Here is a 19,843-nt window from a genome sequence, read left to right on the forward strand (position 1 = left end):
TCCGAGATCCCGGGGGGCGATCGGCCTCGGAACGAGGTCGACGGGTCCAGCCCGCTCTCACCGCCTCGGAAGGGCGCGCCTAAGCCGACGGCGTCAGCGTCCAGCCGGCAGCTGCGGTCCGCTGGTTCCAGAACTCGGTGTAACGCCCGCCGCGGGTGAGCAGTTCGTCGTGGGTACCGATGTCGTCGACGCCGCCCTGGTCGTCGAGCACGACGATCTGGTCGGCGGCGATCACGGTGGACAGCTTGTGCGCGATGACCAGCACCGTGCTGCAGTCGGCGAGCCGGCGGATGGATTCCGCGACGTGGGACTCGTTCTCGGGATCGAGAGCGCTGGTCGCCTCGTCGAACAGCACGATCGGCGCGTCCTTCAGCAGGGCGCGTGCGATCGAGACTCGTTGCCGCTCACCGCCGGACAGGGCCGAACCGCCCTCACCGACGACGGTCTGCCAGCCATCGGGCAGCCGGTCGACGATCGAGGTGACCCCCGCGGTCTCGGCGGCTGCTCGGATCTCGTCGTCGGTCGCATCTGGCCGTCCGAGTTTGATGTTCTCCCACAGGGTGTCGTCGAACAGGTAGACGTCCTGGAACACCTGGGACAGCTGCCCCATCAGCGCACCCGTCTCCTGCTCGCGAACGTCGACGCCGCCGACCTTCACGACGCCGCCGTCGACGTCGTAGAACCGGGCGATCAGCCGGAAGATCGTCGACTTACCCGACCCCGACGGGCCGACGAGTGCAGTCATCGTGCCGGGGCGGGCTCGCAGGGACACATCGCGCAGTACCTGCGCGCCGGTCTCGTATCCGAAAGCGACACCGTCGAGTTCGACAGCACCCGGTTCGGTGATCGGCGTGGGTTGATCGGGGGTGGGCATCCGGTCGGTGTCGAGCACCCCGGTGATGCGGTTGATCTCATCGGTGGACATACGCAGCGTCGAACCCAGTTCGGCGAGTTCACCGATCGGGCCGAAGAAGCGTGCGGCGAGGCCGAAGACGGCGATCAGCAGGGCCGGCTCGATGTGGCCCGCCACGGCCAGCCCCGCGCCGAGCGCGAGCACGGCACTGAAGACGACCTGCACCGACAGTCCGTTCAGCAGGATGCCGAGGATCGAGCGCCAGAGCATCGACTTGCCCACGCGTGCTTGTTGTCCGAGTGCGTCGGCGAGCGGCTTGTGCGCGGAGTCCGAGTCGCCGAAGGCCCGCAGCACCGCCTGGCAGCGGGCGAACTCCAGGACCCGGTTGTTGACCTTGACGGCCTCGGCACGCTTACGGCCCTCGGACTTCGCGAGGAACGAACTCGACAGCTTGCCGACGTACATCAGCAGCAGCGTCCCGGCGACCATCAGAAGACCGATGCGCCAGTCGAAGAAGCAGATACCGATGACGACCACGACGGAGCTCACCATGTTGACGACGACCGGGGTGATGTAGTGCGCGCCGGTACTGCCCACGAACATCGTTCCCTTGACCGCGATCTGGGAGACGTCACCGACGCGGTCGCGGGTGAACCAGCCGAGCGGCAGCGTGACCATGTGATCGCCGAGACGGTGGTGCAGCATGCGCATCGCGTAGAGCGCCATCGTCATGCCCTTGAGCGACTGCACGTAGGCACTGACCGCACAGATGACGACCAGTACGGCCAACGGCCACAACCACATCGCGGCGGCGGAGAGGTCACCGGTCAGCAGGTGTTCGACGATCGGGACCAGGGTCAGCATCGCCAGACCCTGCGCGACGCCGTAGACGACCACCCAGGTCAGGAAGACGACCATCCGGGCCCGTTCGGAACCCAGGATCGTGTAGAAACCGCGGATCATCGTGCCGCCTCGCTGCTCGTGACCGCGCCCCGCGCAATCTCCTCGTCCTGCCTGGTGGTCCCGGCCTCGTAGGAGGCCCACATCGACGCGTACAACCCGCCGCGGGCGACCAGTTCGTCCTGCCGACCCTGTTCGACGACCCGACCCCGATCCAGGACGACGATGTTGTCCGCGTGCGTGATCGAGCCCAGACGGTGCGCGATGACGAGCACCGTGCGCCCGACCATCAACGCGCCGATGGCCTGCTGGATCTGCGCCTCCGACTCCGGGTCGGCGAAGGCGGTGGCCTCGTCGAGGACGAGGATCGGGGTGTCGGCGAGCAGGGCCCGCGCGATCGAGACACGTTGCGCCTCACCGCCGGAGAAGTGTGCCCCGTCGCCGACCACGGTGTCGTAGCCGTCGGGCAGCTCGAGGATGCGGTCGTGGATCTGGGCGGCGCGGGCGGCGTCGTAGACCTGCTCGTCACTTGCGTCCGGACGGCCGAGCCGGATGTTGTCGCGCACCGACATCGTCAGCAGCTGCACGTCCTGGAGCACGAACCCGACGTGGCGATAGAGCTCGGTGGGCAGGATGTCGCGGACATCGACCCCACCGATGCGCACCGCACCGGAGTCGGGATCGCCGAAGCGGGGCAGCAGCGTCGCAAGCGTCGACTTACCGCTTCCCGACGGCCCGACGAGAGCGGTCACGGTTCCCTCGGCCAGTTCGACACTGACCCCGTCGAGCGCCTTCACCCCGGACGGGACTCCGAGGCGCGGCGGGTAAGTGAAGTGCACGTTCTCGATCCGCACATCGTGCCCGGCGGGCACCTGGGGGTTCTCCGGAACCGTCAGCTCTGGTTCGGCGAGCAACGAGGCGATACGCAGGGCGGCGGCCGAGGCCTGCTGACGGGTGTGCACCGCGGTCGAGACCGTGAGCAGCGCGGTCGGGAGCACCATCGCGATCAGCGTCGACCCGACGAGTTCGATCGGTTGGACCCACCCGTTGTCGACGAGCCAGTACCCGACTCCGAGGTTGACCAGCAGGATCAGCGGCGCGCTGATCAGCACGGTGGTGACCGCCTGTACGCGGAGCATCGGCCCCATGTAGCCGGCGAAGTCGTCGTTGAACTCGTCGGCGGCATCGACGAACCGCCGGTGCGCCTTGCCGGTCTGTCCGAAGGTCTTCACGACGGCGACGCCCGAGATGAACTCGACGATGGTGGCACTGATCCGCGCGACGCCCTTGTCCATCTTCTCCATCTCGGTCGTCAGGTCACGAGCCATGTAGGAGTACGTCAGCGCGTACAGCGGCACCGTCGCGATCGCCAGCAGCCCCAGGCGCCAGTCCAGGTAGAAGCAGTAGATCAGCGCGAAGATCGGCGACAGCATCGCGGCCGTGGCCTCGACGGTCGCGTGCGCGACGAGATAGTGCAGGTCGGCGACATCGTTCTGCACCGACTTGCGGACCGCACCCGAGCTGGTCCGGCTGAACCACCCCAGCGGCAGCCGACCCAGCTTGTCCGCGATGCGGATTCGGAGTTGCGCCTGGAGATCGAGATCGGCGAAGTGGGTGATCGCGAGCGCGAGGAAGCTGAAGGCGGCGCGAGCGCCGAGCCCACCGACCACCAGCCACACGACCAGCCAGACGCGCCCGGAATCGACCGGCCCCGGTTCGAGCAGGATGCGCCCGAGTTCGACGATCCCGATGAACGGCACCACCGTGGCGGCGGAGGCGAAGATCTGGACGAACTGGGCGAGCATCGTGCGCTTCTTCACCGGGGCCAGGACGTCGGCGAGGGCAGCGGCTTTCGCCTTGGACTCGGATCTGGCCTGAGCGCGCGCGGCTTTCGGATCGTCGGGTTCGACGTCGACGTCGGAGACTGGTGCCGGCGCGGCCACATCGGTTCCGCCAATTGTCATACGCGCACAATAACGGCCAGACGCTGGGAAAGGAAAGCTACCCTAACTTCGACGCGCGTGGTCAGCGCGGCAGGATGCCGTCGAGGACCACCGACAGGTACTGATCGGCGATCGAGTCGACCGTCATCGAGCCCCCGGGCCGATACCACCGCACGGCGACCCACACGGTGTCGCGCATGAAGCGGTAGACGAGTTCGACGTCGAGATCGGCCCGGAATTCCCCGTTTTCTACGCCGCGCTGCAGCACCGACTGCCACAGCTGGCGGAATTCGACGTTCAGTTCGGAGATGTAGGCGAAACGTTCCTGGCCGGAAAGACGCTTTGCCTCGTCCTGGTAGATCGCCACCGCGTTGCGTTCGGCATCGATGGACTCGAACGACGCGATGACGAGGCCCCGCAGGGTCTCGGTCGCCGACTTGCTCGACGCCGCGATCTGCCGGTAGCGAGCGAACAGGTCGTCGAGAAAACCCCGCAGGATCTCGTCGACCATCGACTCCTTCGAGTCGAAATGGTGATACAGACTCCCAGAGAGGATTCCGGCCGCGTCGGCGATGTCCCGGACAGTCGTCGAGCGCAGTCCCTGCTCGGCGAACATGCGCCCGGCGGTCGCCAACAACTCGTCCCGGCGCGACGAACGAGTCGGCGCGTCGGCGGTGCTCGCAGCGGTCCGTCCGTTCGCGTCGATCCTGGTCTGACCTCGTGGTGACAAGCGCATCCTCCTGGAAGAGTCTGCGCTCACCCTAGCAAGCGCTTGGCCGGGACCGTCGGACGAAGATCCCGGCCAAGAGCACCGATGTTATGCGCCGAGGCGCTTGCGCGCCTTCTTCATGGCGCGGTTGTTGAAGAACTTCCACAGCTTCAACTGGTTGTTGGTCAGCCTGGTGTCCTTGGGCAGGAACGGTGGCGACATCATCTCGGCAACGCTGACCGGCAGCGTCGAGAACGCGACGGCCCGAGCATGGCTGAAGGTCTCAAAACCGGTGCGGCCGTGATACCCGCCCATTCCGCTGTTACCGACGCCGGCGAACGGCAGTTCGCCACTGAAAAGGTGGATGGCGAAGTCGTTGCCGTTGATCGAACCACTGCGGGTGTTGTCCGCCAGCTTCTGGAACCGCTCGTTCTGATCGCCGCACCAGTACATGGTCAGCGGATGCGGGTGCGAGCCGATCTGGCTGATGACCTCGGACAGATCGCGGTAGGGATACACGGTCAGCACCGGACCGAAGACCTCGTCCTCCTCGATCTTCATGCCCGCCTTGACCCCGGTGAGCAGCGTCGGCGGGATCTTGCGGCGTTCGGCGTCCGGCAGCGGTTCGCCGCCGGGGATCACCTGACGCTTGGTGGCGCCGAGCTGCTCGGCGTCGTCGATGAGCCCGAGGATCCGCTCGTAGTTCTTCTGATTGATCGTCGACGTGAACTGCTCGTTGTCGATGATCGTCGGGAAGTTCTCGGTCCACCGCGCGACGACCTTGTCGGTGAACTCACCGAGCTTGGCCTCGGGAACGAAGACGTAGTCCGGGCACAGGCACACCTGGCCGCCGTTGACCATGCGGGCGTCGGCGAGCATCGCCGCAGCCTTGTCGATGTCGGCGTCGACATCGACGACGGCCGGGTTCTTGCCACCGAGTTCGAGGGTGACCGGGATCAGGTTCTTCGCGGCCTCCTGGGCCACCGAGGCGCCCACGCCGGGCGAGCCGGTGAAGAACATGTGGTCGACCTTGAGCTTGGCGAAGTCCGATCCCGAGCCGTGCTTGGAGGTGGCGATCGCCAGCTCCTCGATCGAAAAGTAGTTCGGTGCGTGCTTCGCGATCACGTCGGTGGTCTTCGCGGTCACCGACGACGGTCGCATGATGACCCGGTTGCCGGCCGCGAACGCCGAACCCGCGGGCACGACCGTCAGCTGCAGCGGGAAGTTCCACGGCCCCATGATGCCGACGACGCCCAGCGGGTCGTGGCGGATGCTCTGCTTGTATCCGAGCAGGCCCTGGACCTTCGCGACCTTGGACTCGGCCATCCACTCCTTGACCCCGCGACGCTGGTGGGCGAGGTCGATCATGCAGCCGGCCACATCGGCGGCGAGCGAGAGTTCGCGCGGGCGGGCACCGAAGTCCTCGGCCAGCGCGGCGGCGATCTCGTCGGCGTTGTCGAGGAGCAGGGCCGCGAGCCGCGTGATGCGGTCGATGCGGGTGTCCGCGTCGGGGATCCCGTCGCGCAAGAACGCCGCGCGCTGGATCTCGACCAGTTCGGTCAAACTATGCGCTTCCGACGAGACGCCACGCGTCGCGCCGGTGGCGCCGGTGCTGGTGTGCTCAGCAGGCTTGGTCATCGAGATCCCCTCAGCTAGGTCGTGCTGCACCTGACGTGCGGCGGTTGGAACGAAATGGTCCGCCTGTGCCACACAATAGTATGCGCCAGATCACACCCGTATGTGGGCACGCCTGTTGTCAGAATGGTACGGCCTCGAGAGGGGAACGTCGAGGGGTGAACTCTGGCTCGAGTAGCAGAGGGGTCGCTCAGCCGAGCCGCTCGATGATCGTGACGTTGGCGGTCCCGCCGCCCTCGCACATCGTCTGGAGTCCGTAGCGCCCGCCGGTGCGCTCGAGTTCGTTGAGGAGGGTGGCGAACAGCTTGGCCCCGGTGGCGCCGAGGGGGTGACCGAGTGCGATGGCGCCACCGTTGGGGTTGACCTTCGCCGGGTCCGCGCCGGTCTCCTTGAGCCACGCGAGCACGACCGGCGCGAACGCCTCGTTGATCTCGACGACGTCGATGTCGTCGATGGACATGCCGGTCTTGTCGAGGGCGTACTTGGTGGCCGGGATCGGCGCGGAGAGCATCATCACGGGGTCGTCGCCGCGCACGGACAGGTGGTGGATGCGGGCTCGCGGTGTCAGATTGTGTTCCTTCAGCGCGCGTTCGGAGACGACGAGGGTCGCCGACGACCCGTCGGCGATCTGCGAGGCGACGGCCGCGGTGAGCCGGGAACCATCGGCGAGGACCTGCAGGCCGGCCATCTTCTCCATCGAGGTCTCGCGCGGGCATTCATCGACGACGCAGTCACCGAGGGCGACGTTCTCGTTGTCGAACTTGCCGTCGGCGATCGCGGCCCGGGCCCGCTCGTGCGACTGCAGCGCCCAGCGCTCCATGTCCTCGCGACTGATGTCCCACTTCTTCGCCATCATGTCGGCGCCGAGGAACTGCGAGATCTGCGCGTCGCCGAAACGTTCCTGCCAGCCGGCGGATTCGGCGGTGGGCGTGGTGAATCCGAACTCCTTGCCGGAGATCATCGCCTGCGAGATCGGGATGGCGCTCATGTTCTGCAGGCCGCCGGCGACGACGATGTCCTGGGTTCCGCTCATGATGCCCTGCGCTGCGAAGTGGATGGCCTGCTGGCTGGACCCGCACTGCCGGTCGACGGTGGTGCCGGGCACCTCGAGCGGGAGACCGGCTGCGAGCCATGCGGTCCGGGCGACGTTGCCCGCCTGGCCACCGATGGTGTCGAGGCAGCCGAACACCACGTCGTCGACGGCCGCGGGGTCGATGCCGGTGCGCTCGACGAGGGCGGAGATGATGTGGGCGCCGAGGTCGGCGGGGTGGGTCTTGGCCAGTGAGCCGTTGCGCTTGCCGACCGGGGTGCGGACGGCGTCGACGATGTAGGCCTGGGGTGTGGTCATGGTCGGTGCTCCTTGGTTCGGTGGAAGTCGTTGTCCGTCAAGCGCGTTGGCTGGAGATCGAGACGACCTCGCCGGTGAGGTAGGTGGTGTAGTCGCTGGCGAGCATCGCGACGGTCGCGGCGACCTCCCAGACCTCGGCGGCACGCCCGTAGGCTTCGCGGGAGGCGAGTTCGTCGAGGAGGTCGTCGCTGGTGACCTTCGCCAGGAACGGGTGTTTGGCGATGGACGGCGCGATCGCGTTGATGCGCACCCCGACGTCGGCGGCTTCGAGTGCGGAGCACCGGGTCAGCGCCATGACGCCCGCCTTGGCCGCGGCGTAGTGCGCCTGTCCGCGCTGGGCACGCCAGCCGAGGACGGAGGCGTTGTTCACGATCACCCCGTTGTGCTCGACCGAGCCGAAGTACCGCAGGGCGGCACGGGTGGCACGGAAGGTGCCGGTGAGGGTGATGTCGAGGACGCGGTCCCATTCCTCGTCGGTCATTTCGGCGACCGGGGTCTCGCCGCCGAGCCCGGCGTTGTTCACCAGGACATCGATGCGTCCGAGTTGGGTTGCGGCGTCGGCGATCAGCGCGTCCACCTCGGCGGTGACCTGGACATTGCAGGTGCGCTGGGTGACCGTGCGGTCGGGGAATTCGGCCGCGAGCTCCTCGGCGGCCTCACCGAGACGCCGCTCGTGCCAGTCGCTGATGAGCACGTCCGCACCCTCGAGCAGTGCGCGTCGTGCCGACGCGAAGCCGATGCCCGTCCCGGCGGCGGCGGTCACCACGACCTTCTTGCCCAGCAGCAGGCCGTGGCCGGCGATCTCGTCCGGCGGTGTGGCCAGCGGAGAGACCGCCCGGCCGCCGGCATGCGCCCCGTTGACGTCGATTCCGGTCATCTCAGCGTGCCTCTCGGGGTAGGCCGAGCACCCGCTCGGCGATGATGTTGCGCTGCACCTCGTTCGAGCCGCCGTAGATCGTGTCGGCACGCGTGAAGAGGTACAGCCGTTGCCATTCGTCCAGTTCGACGTGCTCGGGGTCGGTGATGTCGTTGGCCCGGCCCTCCGCCGTCGCGGCGGGACCGATCAGCGCCGGTGCGCCGACGACGTCCATGGCGAGTTCGCCGAGATCGCGATGCCAGTTCGCCCACAACAGTTTCGAGACCGACGCCGCGCCGGCTTGCGAAGTGACATCGCCGTCGAGTGTCCGCTGGGCGTGGGCGCGCATGACCATCAACCCGATATCCGCCCGGGCCAGCCGCGACGCGATCTCCGGGTCGTCCAGCGCCCCGTTGGCTCGCGCGAGATCGGTGAGATTGCCCAGCTCGCGCGCGAATCCGACCTGCTGACCCAGCGTCGACACCCCGCGCTCGAACTGCAGCAGCCCCATCGCGACCTTCCAGCCGTCGCCCGGGTCACCGACGATGAGATCGGCATCGGTTTCCGCGTCGTCGAAGAACACCTCGTTGAATTCCGAAGTGCCGGTGAGCTGTTGGATCGGACGGACGGTGACGCCCGGTTGGTCGAGCGGCACCAGCAGGAAACTCAGTCCGGCATGGCGCGACGATCCCTTCTCGGTACGCGCGATCACGAACACCCATTGCGCCACGTGGGCGAGCGAGGTCCAGATCTTCTGGCCGTTGATGATCCACTTGCCGTCTTCGAGCCGCGCCGACGTGGACACGCCCGCGAGGTCCGATCCGGCGCCCGGCTCGGAGTAGCCCTGCGACCACAATTCGGTGACATCGACGATGCCGGGCAGGAAACGCCGCTTCTGCTCGTCGGTCCCGTAGGCGATGAGCGTGGGGCCCAACAGTTCCTCACCCAGATGATTCACGCGCGCAGGTGCGTTGGCGCGTGCGTACTCGCGATGGAAGATGATGCGCTGTTCGAGCGTCGCACCACGACCGCCGTACTCGACCGGCCAACCGATGCAGGTCCACCCGGCGCGCGCGAGGTGACGATCCCATTCGAGGCGCTCGGCGAAGAACTCGTGTTCGCTGCCCGGCCCCCCACGACCCTTCAGATCGGCGAAGTCGCCGGCGAGGTTCTCGTCGAGCCACGCACGCACCGCGGCCGCGAACTCGGTGGTGGCGTTCGGTGTCGATTTCGCCCATTCACCCAGGTCGACGGCACGATCGGCGAGATTCGTCGTGGTCATGGGCGCTAGCATAACTCACCAAGCAAGTGCTAGGTTGGGCGCATGGCGCAGACCCCACTGCACGAGGTCCTCCCCACGCCCACGACCCCGGCCGCACTGCGCCGGGCGGCGCAGACCTGGCCCGACCGTATCGCTCTCGTCGACGGTCAGTGGCAGTCTTCGACGCATCCGCGCATCGAGTCGACCTGGACCCGTCTCCACGAGTCCGTCCGGGATTTCGCGGCAGCGTTGGTGTCCTCGGGTATCAAGGCCGGCGACCGGGTCGCCATCTGGTCGCCGAACAGCTTCCACTGGCCGATTGCGGCGCTCGGCGTCCACTACGCGGGTGCCACACTCGTTCCGCTCAACACCCGCTACACCGCGGGCGAGGCGATCGAGATCATCGAACGGTCCGGGGCCAGGGCCGTCGTCGTGTCCGGCGAGTTCCTCGGTGCCGATCATGCGGCCGAGTTGTTGCGCGATCACCACGCCACGATGCCCGACGTCGTGATCCGGGTGTCGCTCACGGACGACGCCGCCCCGCTCGACGGTGCCGTCGACTGGGATGAGTTCCTCACTCGGGCAACCCCCGACGCCCTCGTCGAAGCCGACCGCCGCGCCGATGCCGTCTCCCCCGACGATCTCTCCGACATCCTCTTCACCTCCGGCACGACCGGACAGTCGAAGGGTGTGCTGGCGACCCACCGGCAGACCCTGACCGGCTCGTACGGCTGGGGCGCGAACGCCGGCCTGGGCCCGGACGACCGCTACCTGATGGTCAACCCGTACTTCCACACCTTCGGGTACAAGGCGGGCATCCTGCCGAGCGTGCTGTTCGGCGTGACCATGCTGCCACTCGCCGTCTATTCACCGGACCAGGCGATGAAGCTCGTGTCCGACGAGCGCGCGACGGTCTTCCCGGGCGCGCCCACCATCTTCCAGACCATCCTCGACGACCCAAAGCGCGCCGACCACGATCTCTCGAGCCTGCGCATCGTCATCACCGGCGCGGCGATCGTGCCCGTCGTCCTCGTCGAACGCCTCCAGCACGACCTGGGCGTCGACACCGTCATCACCGCCTACGGCCTGACCGAGGCGAGCGGCTTCGTCTCCACCTGCACCCCCGACGACGACGATCCGACGGTCGCCAACACCTGCGGACGTGCGTTCCCGGGTATGGAGATCACGCTCTCCGACGACGGTGAGGTGCTGGCGCGCGGAGACATGGTGATGGTCGGCTACCTCGACGACCCGGAGGCCACCGCCGCGACGATCGACGCCGACGGGTGGCTGCACACCGGCGACATCGGGACCCTCGACGAGCGCGGCAACCTCAAGATCACCGACCGGCTGAAGGACATGTACATCTGCGGCGGGTTCAACGTCTACCCCGCGGAGATCGAGCAGACCCTCGCGCGGCTCGACGGTGTCACCGAGTCCGCGGTCGTCGGCGTGCCCGACGACCGGCTCGGCGAGGTGGGCCGCGCCTACCTGACGGTCCGGGCGGACGCCGACCTCGACGAGGCGCAGGTCATCGCGTTCGCCAAGGAGCACCTCGCCAACTTCAAGATCCCCCGGTCGGTGGTCTTCGTCGACGAGTTCCCCCGCAACGCGTCGGGCAAGATCCTCAAGCGCAACCTCACCTGACCCCGGGATTTCGTAGCGCCAATGCGCGCTATTCACTTACTGACGCTACGAAATTCGGGGCTGGGAACCGGCCGGACGTGCGGTGCGTCGAAGTGTGTATGACCGACGACCTGCGCGCCATGATCGCTTCCCACGACGGCGTCTTCACCACGCATCAGGCACACTCGCACGGCGTATCGGCCGACGGCATCGGGTCCGGACCGGACAGTGGGTCCGGGTGACGCGAGGTGTCTTCCGGGTGGCCGATCGGACGGTCGACGATCGGATGCGGATGCGGCTCGTCGGGGTTCGCCACGCGCGCGGGCGATGCTGGAGGCGATGTCGTCGGGCGCGAGGTCGGAGGCGGAGCGGATCACCGCGAAGCTACTCGACGGCAGCGGGTTCACGGGGTGGTCGGCCAACACGCCGGCGTGTGGCTACGTCCTCGACTTCGCGTTCGAGGCGTCGAAGATCGCCATCGAGATCGATGGGATGGCTTTCCATAGTGACGCCGTCGCATTCCAGCGAGACCGCACCCGACAGAACGACGTCGTCGCCAACGGCTGGACTGTCCTCCGGTTCACCTGGAACACGGAAATCCGTAGCGTAGATGCGGATATAGCGCGTATCCGCGCTACGAAATCCCGGTCAGGAGCGGGGCTTCACCAGCGGGAACAGGATGGTGTCGCGGATGCCGAGGCCGGTGAGGGCCATCAGCAGGCGGTCGATGCCCATGCCGGTGCCGGTGGTCGGGGGCATGCCGTACTCCATCGCGGCGAGGAACTCTTCGTCGAGGACCATCGCCTCGTCGTCGCCGGCGGCGGCCAGGCGGGCCTGGTCGGCGAAGCGCTCGCGCTGGATGACGGGGTCGACGAGTTCGGAGTATCCGGTCGCCAGCTCGAAGCCGCGTACGTAGAGGTCCCACTTCTCCACGACGCCGATCTGCGACCGGTGTGCGCGGACGAGTGGCGAGGTCTCGACCGGGAAGTCGCGGACGAAGACCGGGCGGTCCAGCTTCGCGCCGACCATGTGCTCCCAGAGTTCCTCGACGAGCTTGCCGTGCCCGTATCCCTTGTCCTTCGGGATCTCGAGGCCGACGCGCGCCGCGATGGCCAGCAGTTGCTCGACGGTGGTCTCCCCGTCGGCGCCGGCCGGGACGATCTGCTCGCCCAGCGCCTCCGACAGCGACGGGTACATCTCGAGTGCGGTCCACTCACCCGAGAGGTCGTAGGTGGAACCGTCCGGCATGGTCGGGGTCTGGGTGCCGAGCGCCGCCTGCGAAACCTCTTGCACGAGTTCGCGGATCATGACGGCGGAGTCGTCGTAGGTGCCGTAGGCCTGATAGGTCTCGAGCATCGCGAACTCGGGCGAGTGCGTGGAGTCGGCACCCTCGTTGCGGAAGTTGCGGTTGATCTCGAAGACGCGCTCGATGCCGCCGACCACACAGCGCTTGAGGAACAGTTCCGGTGCGATGCGCAGGAACAGGTCGATGTCGAAGGCATTGGAGTGCGTGACGAACGGTCGCGCGGCCGCCCCACCGTGCAGGGTCTGCAGCATCGGGGTCTCGACCTCGAGGAAACCCCGACGGCCCAGCGCCGCACGGAGTTCGGCGATCACCGAGATCCGGGTGCGGGCGATGCTGCGGGCCTCCGGGCGCATGATGAGGTCGACGTAGCGCTGCCGGACGCGAGTCTCCTCGTTCATGTCCTTGTGCGCGACGGGCAACGGCCGCAACGACTTCGACGCCATCTGCCAGCCGTCGGCCATCACCGAGAGTTCGCCGGTGCGCGAGCTGATGACCTCGCCCGAGATGAACACGATGTCCCCGAGGTCCACCTCGGACTTCCACCGCGCCAGCGCTTCCTCGCCGACGCCGTTGAAGCTGACCATCGCCTGCAGCTGCGTGCCGTCGCCCTCCTGCAGCGTGGCGAAGCAGAGCTTGCCCTTGTTGCGCAGGAAGATCACGCGTCCGCTCACGCCGACGTGCTGTCCGGTCTCGGTACCGGCCTCGAGGTCGGGGTAGGCCGCGCGGATCTCACCGAGGCTGTGGGTGCGCGGGATGGCGACCGGGTAGGCCTCACGACCCTCGGCCAGGATCCGCTCACGCTTCTCGCGGCGGATGCGCAACTGCTCGGGCGTCTGCTCGTCGGTCGCTTCGGGGGTGGCGGTGCTGGTCGGGCTGTCACTCACCCCACGCACCCTATCGGGGCCGGTCATCGACTCCAACTCACTGCCGCGCGGTGACCGCGGCCACAACCGGGTCGCGCTGGGCGGGTTCAGCTCTCGTGGGCGGAGATGACGGCGAGGTCGTCGGGCCGAATCCGACCGTTGACCCGTGCCGACCGCATCCGACGGTGCCCGCCGACGACGAACACCGCTCCGTGTACCCCGCGCGCCTGCAGGTGCCAGGCGAGCCATTCGGCCTCGTGCCCGTCCTCGCTGACCAGGATCCATCTCGATTCCGGCCGGGCGACGCGCAGCGAGTCCGGGGTGTCCGGAGTGAGCCGGTCGAGGACCTCGACGGCGTCGATGGCCAGGGCCCCGAACAGTGCGCCGTCGAGCTGACGGCGCCGGTGGGAGCGGACGTCGACGGGGGTGGCACCGGCGGCGACGGCGGACGCGTAGTCCTCGACCCGCAACGACAGCGGCGCAGACGGGGCTGGGGCGACGGTCGGGGGTACAGCGGCAAACACCGAAGCAGGGGCGAACACCGTACCGGCGGAAGAAGGACGAACAGAAGAAGCAACCGAAGCGGTCATGAGAGGGAGTCCTCAGGTGATCGAGATCGAGCGGGGAGCGCGAAGGAGGGCAGCCGCAGACGCGGTACTAGCCCTGACAACACTCCCGACAGCTCGTGATCACGGCGACGAGTATGCCACAGCACGCCCCCTCCGGCCAGACCTCCACCCGACCGAGGTCGTCACACCGACGTCGTCACACTTCCGGCGGCTGCCACCGCTGCACGCGTCGCATCTGCGCGTTCAGGACGGCGTCGGGCGTCATGCGCAGAGCGAGGTCGCGCGCCCAGACCGCGGGGCCGGCACGCAGTTGCCCGACCCGGCCGATCATCGACGCCTGCCGCGCGATCTGCTGGGTCCGCGGGCGTCGGAGCCGGTCGTAGGTGCGCAAGGCCTTGTCGAGGTCACCGCGGCCGTGCCGACGTATCAGCGCGGTCAGGGTGGCCGCGTCCTCCATCGCCTGGTTGGCACCTTGCCCCAGGTTCGGGGTCATCGCGTGCGCGGCGTCGCCGATGAGAACACTCGCGCACCCCCGGCCCGCTCTGACGAACGTCGGCAGCGGCTTGGCGAGCTCCTCGATCGGCAGGTATCCGACGGTCGCCGGATCGGTGGCGTCGAGCAGCTGCCCGATCGGTCGATGCCACCCCGAAAACCGTTGCCGCACTGCATCGAGCCCGCCCGCCGCGTCATCCCCGTCGTCCGACACCGAGGCGAACCAGTAGACATGCCCGTCAGGGAGCGGCGCAATCCCGAAACGCGCCCCACGTCCGGTCGTCTCGCCGGCCGCGTCGACCGACACCGGGGTCGTCGTGATGGCCCGCCACGCGGAGTAGCCACATCGCCGGGCGCCGGGGTCCTCGACGACCGCGGCACGCACCCGGCTGCGCAGACCGTCGGCGCCGACGATCAGATCGCAGTCACCGATCTCGGTGCCGTCGGCCAGTCGTATGAGACCACGGTCGGACATGGTGTCATCGACGCCGGAACCGGTCCTGATGTCCACGACGTCGGCCGCGGCCGCGAGGAGGGCCGCGTGGAGATCGGTGCGGCGGACGACGCGCATGTCGGTCAGCGACGCCGGGTCGAACCGACTGAGCCATCGCCCGCCCGGTGTCCGGGTTCCGCTCGCCGGCGGGGTCGGCGCCGCGGCGTCGCCGAGGACCGACCGCATACCCAACGCATCGAGTGCACGGACCCCGTTGGCGAAGATGCTCAGGCCCGCACCCCCGCCGCGTATCTCGGGCGCGCGCTCGACGACCGTTACCCGGGCACCCGTCGATGCCAGTCCGACCGCGGTACACAGGCCGGCGATCCCGGCTCCCACCACGACGACCTTCATGAGACTGTTCTCCACATGGAGAAGAAGTTAGCAGATAAACTTCTCCGCGTGGAGAAATCACCCAACGGGTCGACGCGTGACCTACTGCTTGACACCGGCATCACCCTGATCGGCACCGTCGGCAGCCGGCAGGCGTCGGCACGCGCGGTCGAAGACGCGTCCGGGGTGCCACACGGGAGCGTTCGGCATCATTTCGGCGGTCAGAGCGGTTTTCTCGCGGCTCTCGTCGAGCATGTGTTCAGCGCCGACCGCGCTGCGGAGGGCGAGTCGACCCAGGAGGTGATCGTCCGCTGGTTGGGCACCGACCGCGTCCGCACCAGGGCGCGGTACGAGCTCATGCTCCTGGCGACGCGCGACGAGGACCTGCGACACGTGATGGTCGGGCATCGGGAGCGCTACGTCGACGGACTCGTCGACGGCGGGTTGACCCGTACCGAGGCCCGGCAACTGGTCGCCGCGCTCGACGGCCTCGTCCTCGACGCCCTCCTGCGGAACTCCGACGGCACCGACGCCGACCACGATCCCACTCCCCTGCTGCGCGCGTTCCGCTGACGATCCCGGATGTCACTGCGTCCCGATGAGATCGGCGGCCAGCGCACGGAGGTGTGCCGCGAGCTCGTCGACACCGGGCTGTTCGACCGGGAAGTGCCCGCAGCCGGTCAGCAGATGGATGTCGGCGCGCGCCGCGATCCGCCGCGCGAAGCGCGCACTGACCGCCGGCGGCGTCCACGAGTCGGCCGCCGGATGGACCAGCAGCACCCGTGGACCCCGATACTCCTCAGGGTCCGGCACCTCGTGCGTCATCAGGTCCGCCAGGAATCCCAGCGAGACCGACGATCCGGCACCGAGACGGTCGTCGACGCAGACCCGAGACAGTTCGGGGTCGCGACTCATCGTCGACATCGGCGCCACCCAGCGGATCGGGAAACGCGCGCGGGCCAGAACACCGACCCGGGCGAGCACCGGCATGAGCGGGATCAGCCGCGCGAGCGCCGGCGTGCGCGCGACCGCCCGGCGCGCAGCGGGGTCGCCCGCCAGATCGAGCAGGCATGTCGCGACGACCGCGGTCACCCGTCCGGTCCGGCTCGCGACCTCGTAGGCGAGCATCCCCCCGAGACTCGCACCCAGCACGACGAGCGGACGCGGATCGTCGTCGGTCTCGGCCACCACGAGATCGCAGATCAGATCGACCCAGTCCTGGTAGCGGACCCTCCCCGGATCCGCCACCCGCGTGCGTCCGTACTGCGGCAGATCGGGGGCGAGGACCTCGAACCCCTCGTCCGCGAGGATCGCGCCCAGCGGCCAGACCAGGGCACTGTGTCCGCCACCGCCGTGCAGCAGCAACACGCGCAGCGGTGCCGCGCTCCGGCGCGCCCGCAGGATGTGGACGTCGACCTCCCCGCACGCCCGGCCGGAACTCGACGGCCAGGTCCACCAGGTGGATTCGGCCGCGACCCCGGCGGCGACGGACCGCCACGGCTCGGGCAGGAACCGAAGGTAGGACTCGGGGGTTCCGGATCGGCGGATCATGTATCCATCGTCGAACCCCAGAGGAAGACAGACAACTCGCATTCCACCCGGGTCGAGACGATGAGGAAACGTCTACCGCGCCAACAGCATTCGTTCACCATCGACCTGGTCTCCGGGGCACGCACTCAGCTTCTCGACGCCGAGGGGCACGGAGCCGACGATCCATCACATCGGCGAGAATGTCGGGCGTCGACGAACTGCGACGCGATACGGTGTGGGCCGACGGTGAGGCGGTGTGCGATGCGAGTGTCTTCGCAAGTGGGTGCGGTGGCGGTGGTGGTGATGGTGTCGGCGGTTCTCGGACTCCAGGCGCCGACGGCCGCGGCGGCGCCCGGATGCGCCCACGTGATGGTGACGGAGGTCGTTCCGTCGCCGACGCCGACCGGATGGTCGGAGAACGTCGGCTATGACGCAGCCGGGAACCTGTGGGTGTCGCGGATTCTCGAGAACGTCGTCGAGAGACGTGACCAGCAGGGCCGGGTCACGGCGCGCGTCCGCGTCGAGTCACCCGGCGCCGTTCGCCGAGGCCCGGACGGTCTCCTCTACATCGCCTCGGGCGACTCGCCGGTCAACATGCTGCCGGGGTCCCCGCTGGTCGGCGAGGTGCTGCGGATCGACCCGCGCACGCCCTCTACGCCGGCGACCGTCTTCGCACGCGGACTCGGCATGCCGAACGGGCTGGCCGTGGACCGCACCGGCGACGTGTACGTTTCCGACGGGCGGCTCGGGGTCGTCCGGATCCGCCCGGACGGTTCCATCGATCGCGCCTGGTCGGCCGCGGCGCCGAAGAATCTGAGTCCGAGTGCCACGGTCAACGGAACCGGGGTCAACGGCGCCGTGATCGTCGGTCGGGATCTCTACGTCACGCTGACCGTCAGCGCGACGGGCCGCGTGCTGCGCGTCCCGCTCGACGATCCCGCCGCATACTCGGTGGCGGCCGATCTCGCCGCACCCCTGCCGGGTGTGCTCGACGATCTCACCGAGGTGGCCCCCGGGCGGCTCGCCGTGTCGTCGACCACCGGCCAGGTCCACCTCGTGGACCTCGATTCCGCTCGGATCTGCACCGCGAACGTCGGGCACCCGGTGACCGCCCTCGCAGCGGTACCCGGTTCGGCCGGTCGCCTCGTGGCCGGAACCGAATCGGGGGCCCTGCTGACCCTCTCGATCGGTCGGTGAGTCCACTCCTCCGCCGCGCGAACGCGAGGAACCGAGAAGATGCGCAAAAAGCCACGGCAACAACGCTCTTCGTTCACCGTCGACACGATTCTCGAGGCGGCCACCCAGCTTCTCGACACCGAGGGCGCGGAGATGACGACCAACCGCATCGCCGAGAAGGCCGGGGTGTCGGTGGGCTCGATCTATCAGTACTTCGACGACAAGCAGGCGATCTTCGACGAACTGGCGCTCCGCCATCTCGACGCGGCCGCCGGGGCGATGACGGCCGTTCTCGACGACCACCCGCCCGGTTCGTGCCCGTGGCCGGAGGTGCTTCATGCGGTGATCGAGGTCGCGGTCCGCGAGAACTCGACACACGGCCGCGCCCATGGGCGGCTGCGCGAACTGGCCGACCCGACACGCCTGGCCACGGAGTACACAACCCTGATCGATTCGCTGATCGACCGGTTGAGCGCTCATCTCGTCGCCGACGGCTGGACGGCGCAGTCCGCGGCCGCCGACCTACGGCTCGCCTTCGCCGCTGTCGACGCCCAGATCCACCAGCTGGCCGGCACCGACCTGACCGCCGGCGAACTGACCGACCGCATCACGGCCTACACCGAGGCGGCACTCCGCGCGCACCGATGACACGCCGAATCCCAGTGCCGCCGTTCGGTTCGCCGAGATCTACTTCCCGCGACGCGGACTCGCCTTGGCCCGTTCGTGGACCAGGCGCAGGCCATCCAGGGTCAGGTGCGGGTGATGATCGGTGAGGGAACGACATTCGTCGAACATCAGCGGCGCGAGAAACCCGGTGGCGACCACCGTCACGTCGTCGCCGTCGAATCCCGGGACGGTGTCGCAGACGCGGTCGACCAACCCGTCCACCTGACCGGCGAAGCCGTACAGGATGCCCGACTGGAGCGCTTCGACGGTGTTCTTGCCGAGCACGCTGCGAGGCGGCATCAACTCGACCTTCCGCATGGTCACGGTGTGCTCCGACAGCGCCTCGACCGCGAGGTTGACGCCCGGTGCGATGGCCCCGCCGAGGAACTCGCCCGTCGCGGAGACAGCGTCGACGACCGTTGCGGTACCGAACGCGACCACGATGCAGGGTCCGCCGAATTCCGTGTGCGCGGCAAGGCAATTGGCGACCCGGTCGGTGCCGACCTCTTTCGGGTTGTCGACCAGGAGGGGAACCCCGGTCCGCACACCGGGTTCGAGCAGCACGTGCGGCCCGTTGCCGAAGTAGCGCGGCACCATCACGCGCAGTTCGCGCAGGAGCGACGGAACCGTCGACAGCGCACTCACCCCGGTCACCTGCTCTATGTCGTCGCCGAGCATGCCGCGGAACGCCCACGCCAGTTCGTCGGCGGTGTAATGCGGGTCGGTGTGGATTCGCCAATCACGCACCAGGCGCGCGTGATCCCCGACCCCGGCGTACACGCCGAGATGGATGTTGGTGTTGCCGACGTCGACGGTGAGCAGCATCGAAGGTCGTCGCCGCGTCAGAGCGAGGCGTCGGCGAAGATCGGACCGTCGAGGTGACGCGGGTCGAGCAGGCCCGACCCCGCGGGTACGTCGGCCGGATCGTCGCCCGTGGTCACGATGCGGTTCTGCGCGTCGACGAACACCACGTTCGGCGAGTACTCACGCAGCTCGGCCGCATCGAGCATGCTGTAGGCGATGATGATGACGAGATCGCCCGGGTGGACGAGATGCGCAGCCGCACCGTTGATCCCGATGACACCACTGCCGCGCTCGCCGGCGATCGCGTAGGTCACCAGCCGGGCGCCGTTGTCGATGTCGACGATCGTGACCTGCTCACCCTCGAGCAGGCCCGCGGCGTCGAGCAGATCGGAGTCGATGGTCACCGAGCCGACGTAGTGCAGGTCGGCCTGGGTCACGGTGGCGCGGTGGATCTTCGAGGTCATCATGGTGCGCAACATG

General features: G+C 68.3%; 18 protein-coding genes and 1 pseudogene. 6 read left to right on the top strand and 13 right to left on the bottom strand.

The genetic code is table 11. The annotated features are described in order from the left end of the window. Window positions 1-79 precede the first annotated feature (79 nt). The 7 genes from QAD21_RS19445 to QAD21_RS19475 form a co-directional block, all read right to left on the bottom strand. Window positions 80-1,816 carry an ABC transporter ATP-binding protein gene (locus QAD21_RS19445; protein ID WP_277243051.1) on the bottom strand — a complete coding sequence of 579 codons (1,737 nt, stop codon included), beginning with the start codon at window positions 1,814-1,816 and terminating at the stop codon, window positions 80-82. Continuing rightward, a complete protein-coding gene (locus QAD21_RS19450; protein WP_280360091.1) occupies window positions 1,813-3,717 on the bottom strand; it encodes an ABC transporter ATP-binding protein in 1,905 nt (634 codons plus the stop codon). Before QAD21_RS19450 ends, QAD21_RS19445 begins: the two co-directional genes overlap by 4 nt. A 61-nt stretch (window positions 3,718-3,778) precedes the next feature. Then, window positions 3,779-4,426, bottom strand: coding sequence for a TetR/AcrR family transcriptional regulator (locus QAD21_RS19455; RefSeq protein ID WP_058249973.1), 648 nt, complete (start codon window positions 4,424-4,426; stop codon window positions 3,779-3,781). 87 nt (window positions 4,427-4,513) lie between these two features. Further along, complete coding sequence (locus tag QAD21_RS19460; protein ID WP_280360098.1) at window positions 4,514-6,043, bottom strand: aldehyde dehydrogenase family protein; 1,530 nt, start codon at window positions 6,041-6,043, stop codon at window positions 4,514-4,516. Between the two features lie 187 nt (window positions 6,044-6,230). Further along, complete coding sequence (locus tag QAD21_RS19465) at window positions 6,231-7,388, bottom strand: acetyl-CoA C-acetyltransferase (protein WP_058249908.1); 1,158 nt, start codon at window positions 7,386-7,388, stop codon at window positions 6,231-6,233. Between the two features lie 37 nt (window positions 7,389-7,425). Beyond that, window positions 7,426-8,265, bottom strand: coding sequence for an SDR family oxidoreductase (locus QAD21_RS19470; RefSeq protein WP_226513983.1), 840 nt, complete (start codon window positions 8,263-8,265; stop codon window positions 7,426-7,428). Window position 8,266: 1 nt separating this feature from the next. After that, window positions 8,267-9,526: an acyl-CoA dehydrogenase family protein gene (locus QAD21_RS19475; RefSeq protein WP_277243054.1), complete on the bottom strand. Its 1,260-nt coding sequence runs from the start codon at window positions 9,524-9,526 to the stop codon at window positions 8,267-8,269. Window positions 9,527-9,568: 42 nt separating this feature from the next. Here QAD21_RS19475 and QAD21_RS19480 point away from each other — a divergent pair, with 42 nt between their 5' ends. The 3 genes and pseudogenes from QAD21_RS19480 to QAD21_RS19490 all read left to right on the top strand — a co-directional run. Beyond that, window positions 9,569-11,152: a FadD3 family acyl-CoA ligase gene (locus QAD21_RS19480; protein ID WP_226513985.1), complete on the top strand. Its 1,584-nt coding sequence runs from the start codon at window positions 9,569-9,571 to the stop codon at window positions 11,150-11,152. Between the two features lie 98 nt (window positions 11,153-11,250). Continuing rightward, window positions 11,251-11,373 (top strand): hypothetical protein, encoded by a 123-nt coding sequence (locus QAD21_RS19485; protein ID WP_264186856.1) that lies wholly within the window; start codon window positions 11,251-11,253, stop codon window positions 11,371-11,373. A gap of 97 nt (window positions 11,374-11,470) precedes the next feature. Next, a pseudogene (locus QAD21_RS19490) lies at window positions 11,471-11,683 on the top strand (DUF559 domain-containing protein); the annotation flags it as partial. Window positions 11,684-11,779: 96 nt separating this feature from the next. On the opposite strand, the gene lysS reads toward QAD21_RS19490, so the two are convergent. The 3 genes from lysS to QAD21_RS19505 all read right to left on the bottom strand — a co-directional run bounded on the left by lysS (window position 11,780) and on the right by QAD21_RS19505 (window position 15,208). Then, window positions 11,780-13,348, bottom strand: a complete 1,569-nt coding sequence (gene lysS / locus QAD21_RS19495; RefSeq protein WP_207624940.1) for a lysine--tRNA ligase — start codon at window positions 13,346-13,348, stop codon at window positions 11,780-11,782. Window positions 13,349-13,407: 59 nt separating this feature from the next. After that, window positions 13,408-13,890: a rhodanese-like domain-containing protein gene (locus QAD21_RS19500; protein WP_226513987.1), complete on the bottom strand. Its 483-nt coding sequence runs from the start codon at window positions 13,888-13,890 to the stop codon at window positions 13,408-13,410. A 175-nt stretch (window positions 13,891-14,065) separates the two neighbouring features. Then, a complete protein-coding gene (locus QAD21_RS19505) occupies window positions 14,066-15,208 on the bottom strand; it encodes an FAD-dependent oxidoreductase (protein WP_137809935.1) in 1,143 nt (380 codons plus the stop codon). Between the two features lie 48 nt (window positions 15,209-15,256). Here QAD21_RS19505 and QAD21_RS19510 point away from each other — a divergent pair, with 48 nt between their 5' ends. After that, on the top strand, window positions 15,257-15,760 hold the full coding sequence (locus QAD21_RS19510; RefSeq protein WP_137809936.1) for a TetR/AcrR family transcriptional regulator: 504 nt from the start codon (window positions 15,257-15,259) through the stop codon (window positions 15,758-15,760). A gap of 12 nt (window positions 15,761-15,772) precedes the next feature. Here the strand turns inward: QAD21_RS19510 and QAD21_RS19515 are convergent, their stop codons facing one another. Continuing rightward, window positions 15,773-16,738 (bottom strand): alpha/beta hydrolase, encoded by a 966-nt coding sequence (locus QAD21_RS19515; protein WP_137809937.1) that lies wholly within the window; start codon window positions 16,736-16,738, stop codon window positions 15,773-15,775. Between the two features lie 240 nt (window positions 16,739-16,978). Between QAD21_RS19515 and QAD21_RS19520 the strand changes: the two genes are divergently transcribed. After that, a complete protein-coding gene (locus tag QAD21_RS19520; protein ID WP_171011629.1) occupies window positions 16,979-17,914 on the top strand; it encodes a hypothetical protein in 936 nt (311 codons plus the stop codon). Between the two features lie 39 nt (window positions 17,915-17,953). Beyond that, the gene (locus tag QAD21_RS19525) at window positions 17,954-18,541 is read left to right on the top strand and encodes a TetR/AcrR family transcriptional regulator (protein ID WP_137809938.1); all 588 of its coding nucleotides are present in this window, start codon (window positions 17,954-17,956) and stop codon (window positions 18,539-18,541) included. A gap of 39 nt (window positions 18,542-18,580) precedes the next feature. Here the strand turns inward: QAD21_RS19525 and QAD21_RS19530 are convergent, their stop codons facing one another. Both QAD21_RS19530 and panD read right to left on the bottom strand, forming a co-directional pair. Continuing rightward, window positions 18,581-19,384, bottom strand: coding sequence for a type III pantothenate kinase (locus QAD21_RS19530; protein WP_137809939.1), 804 nt, complete (start codon window positions 19,382-19,384; stop codon window positions 18,581-18,583). A gap of 17 nt (window positions 19,385-19,401) precedes the next feature. After that, window positions 19,402-19,842, bottom strand: a complete 441-nt coding sequence (gene panD / locus QAD21_RS19535; RefSeq protein ID WP_065629606.1) for an aspartate 1-decarboxylase — start codon at window positions 19,840-19,842, stop codon at window positions 19,402-19,404. Window position 19,843 lies beyond the last annotated feature (1 nt).

Source organism: Gordonia sp. SMJS1, assembly GCF_029866425.1.
GTDB classification, from domain to species: domain Bacteria; phylum Actinomycetota; class Actinomycetes; order Mycobacteriales; family Mycobacteriaceae; genus Gordonia; species Gordonia hongkongensis.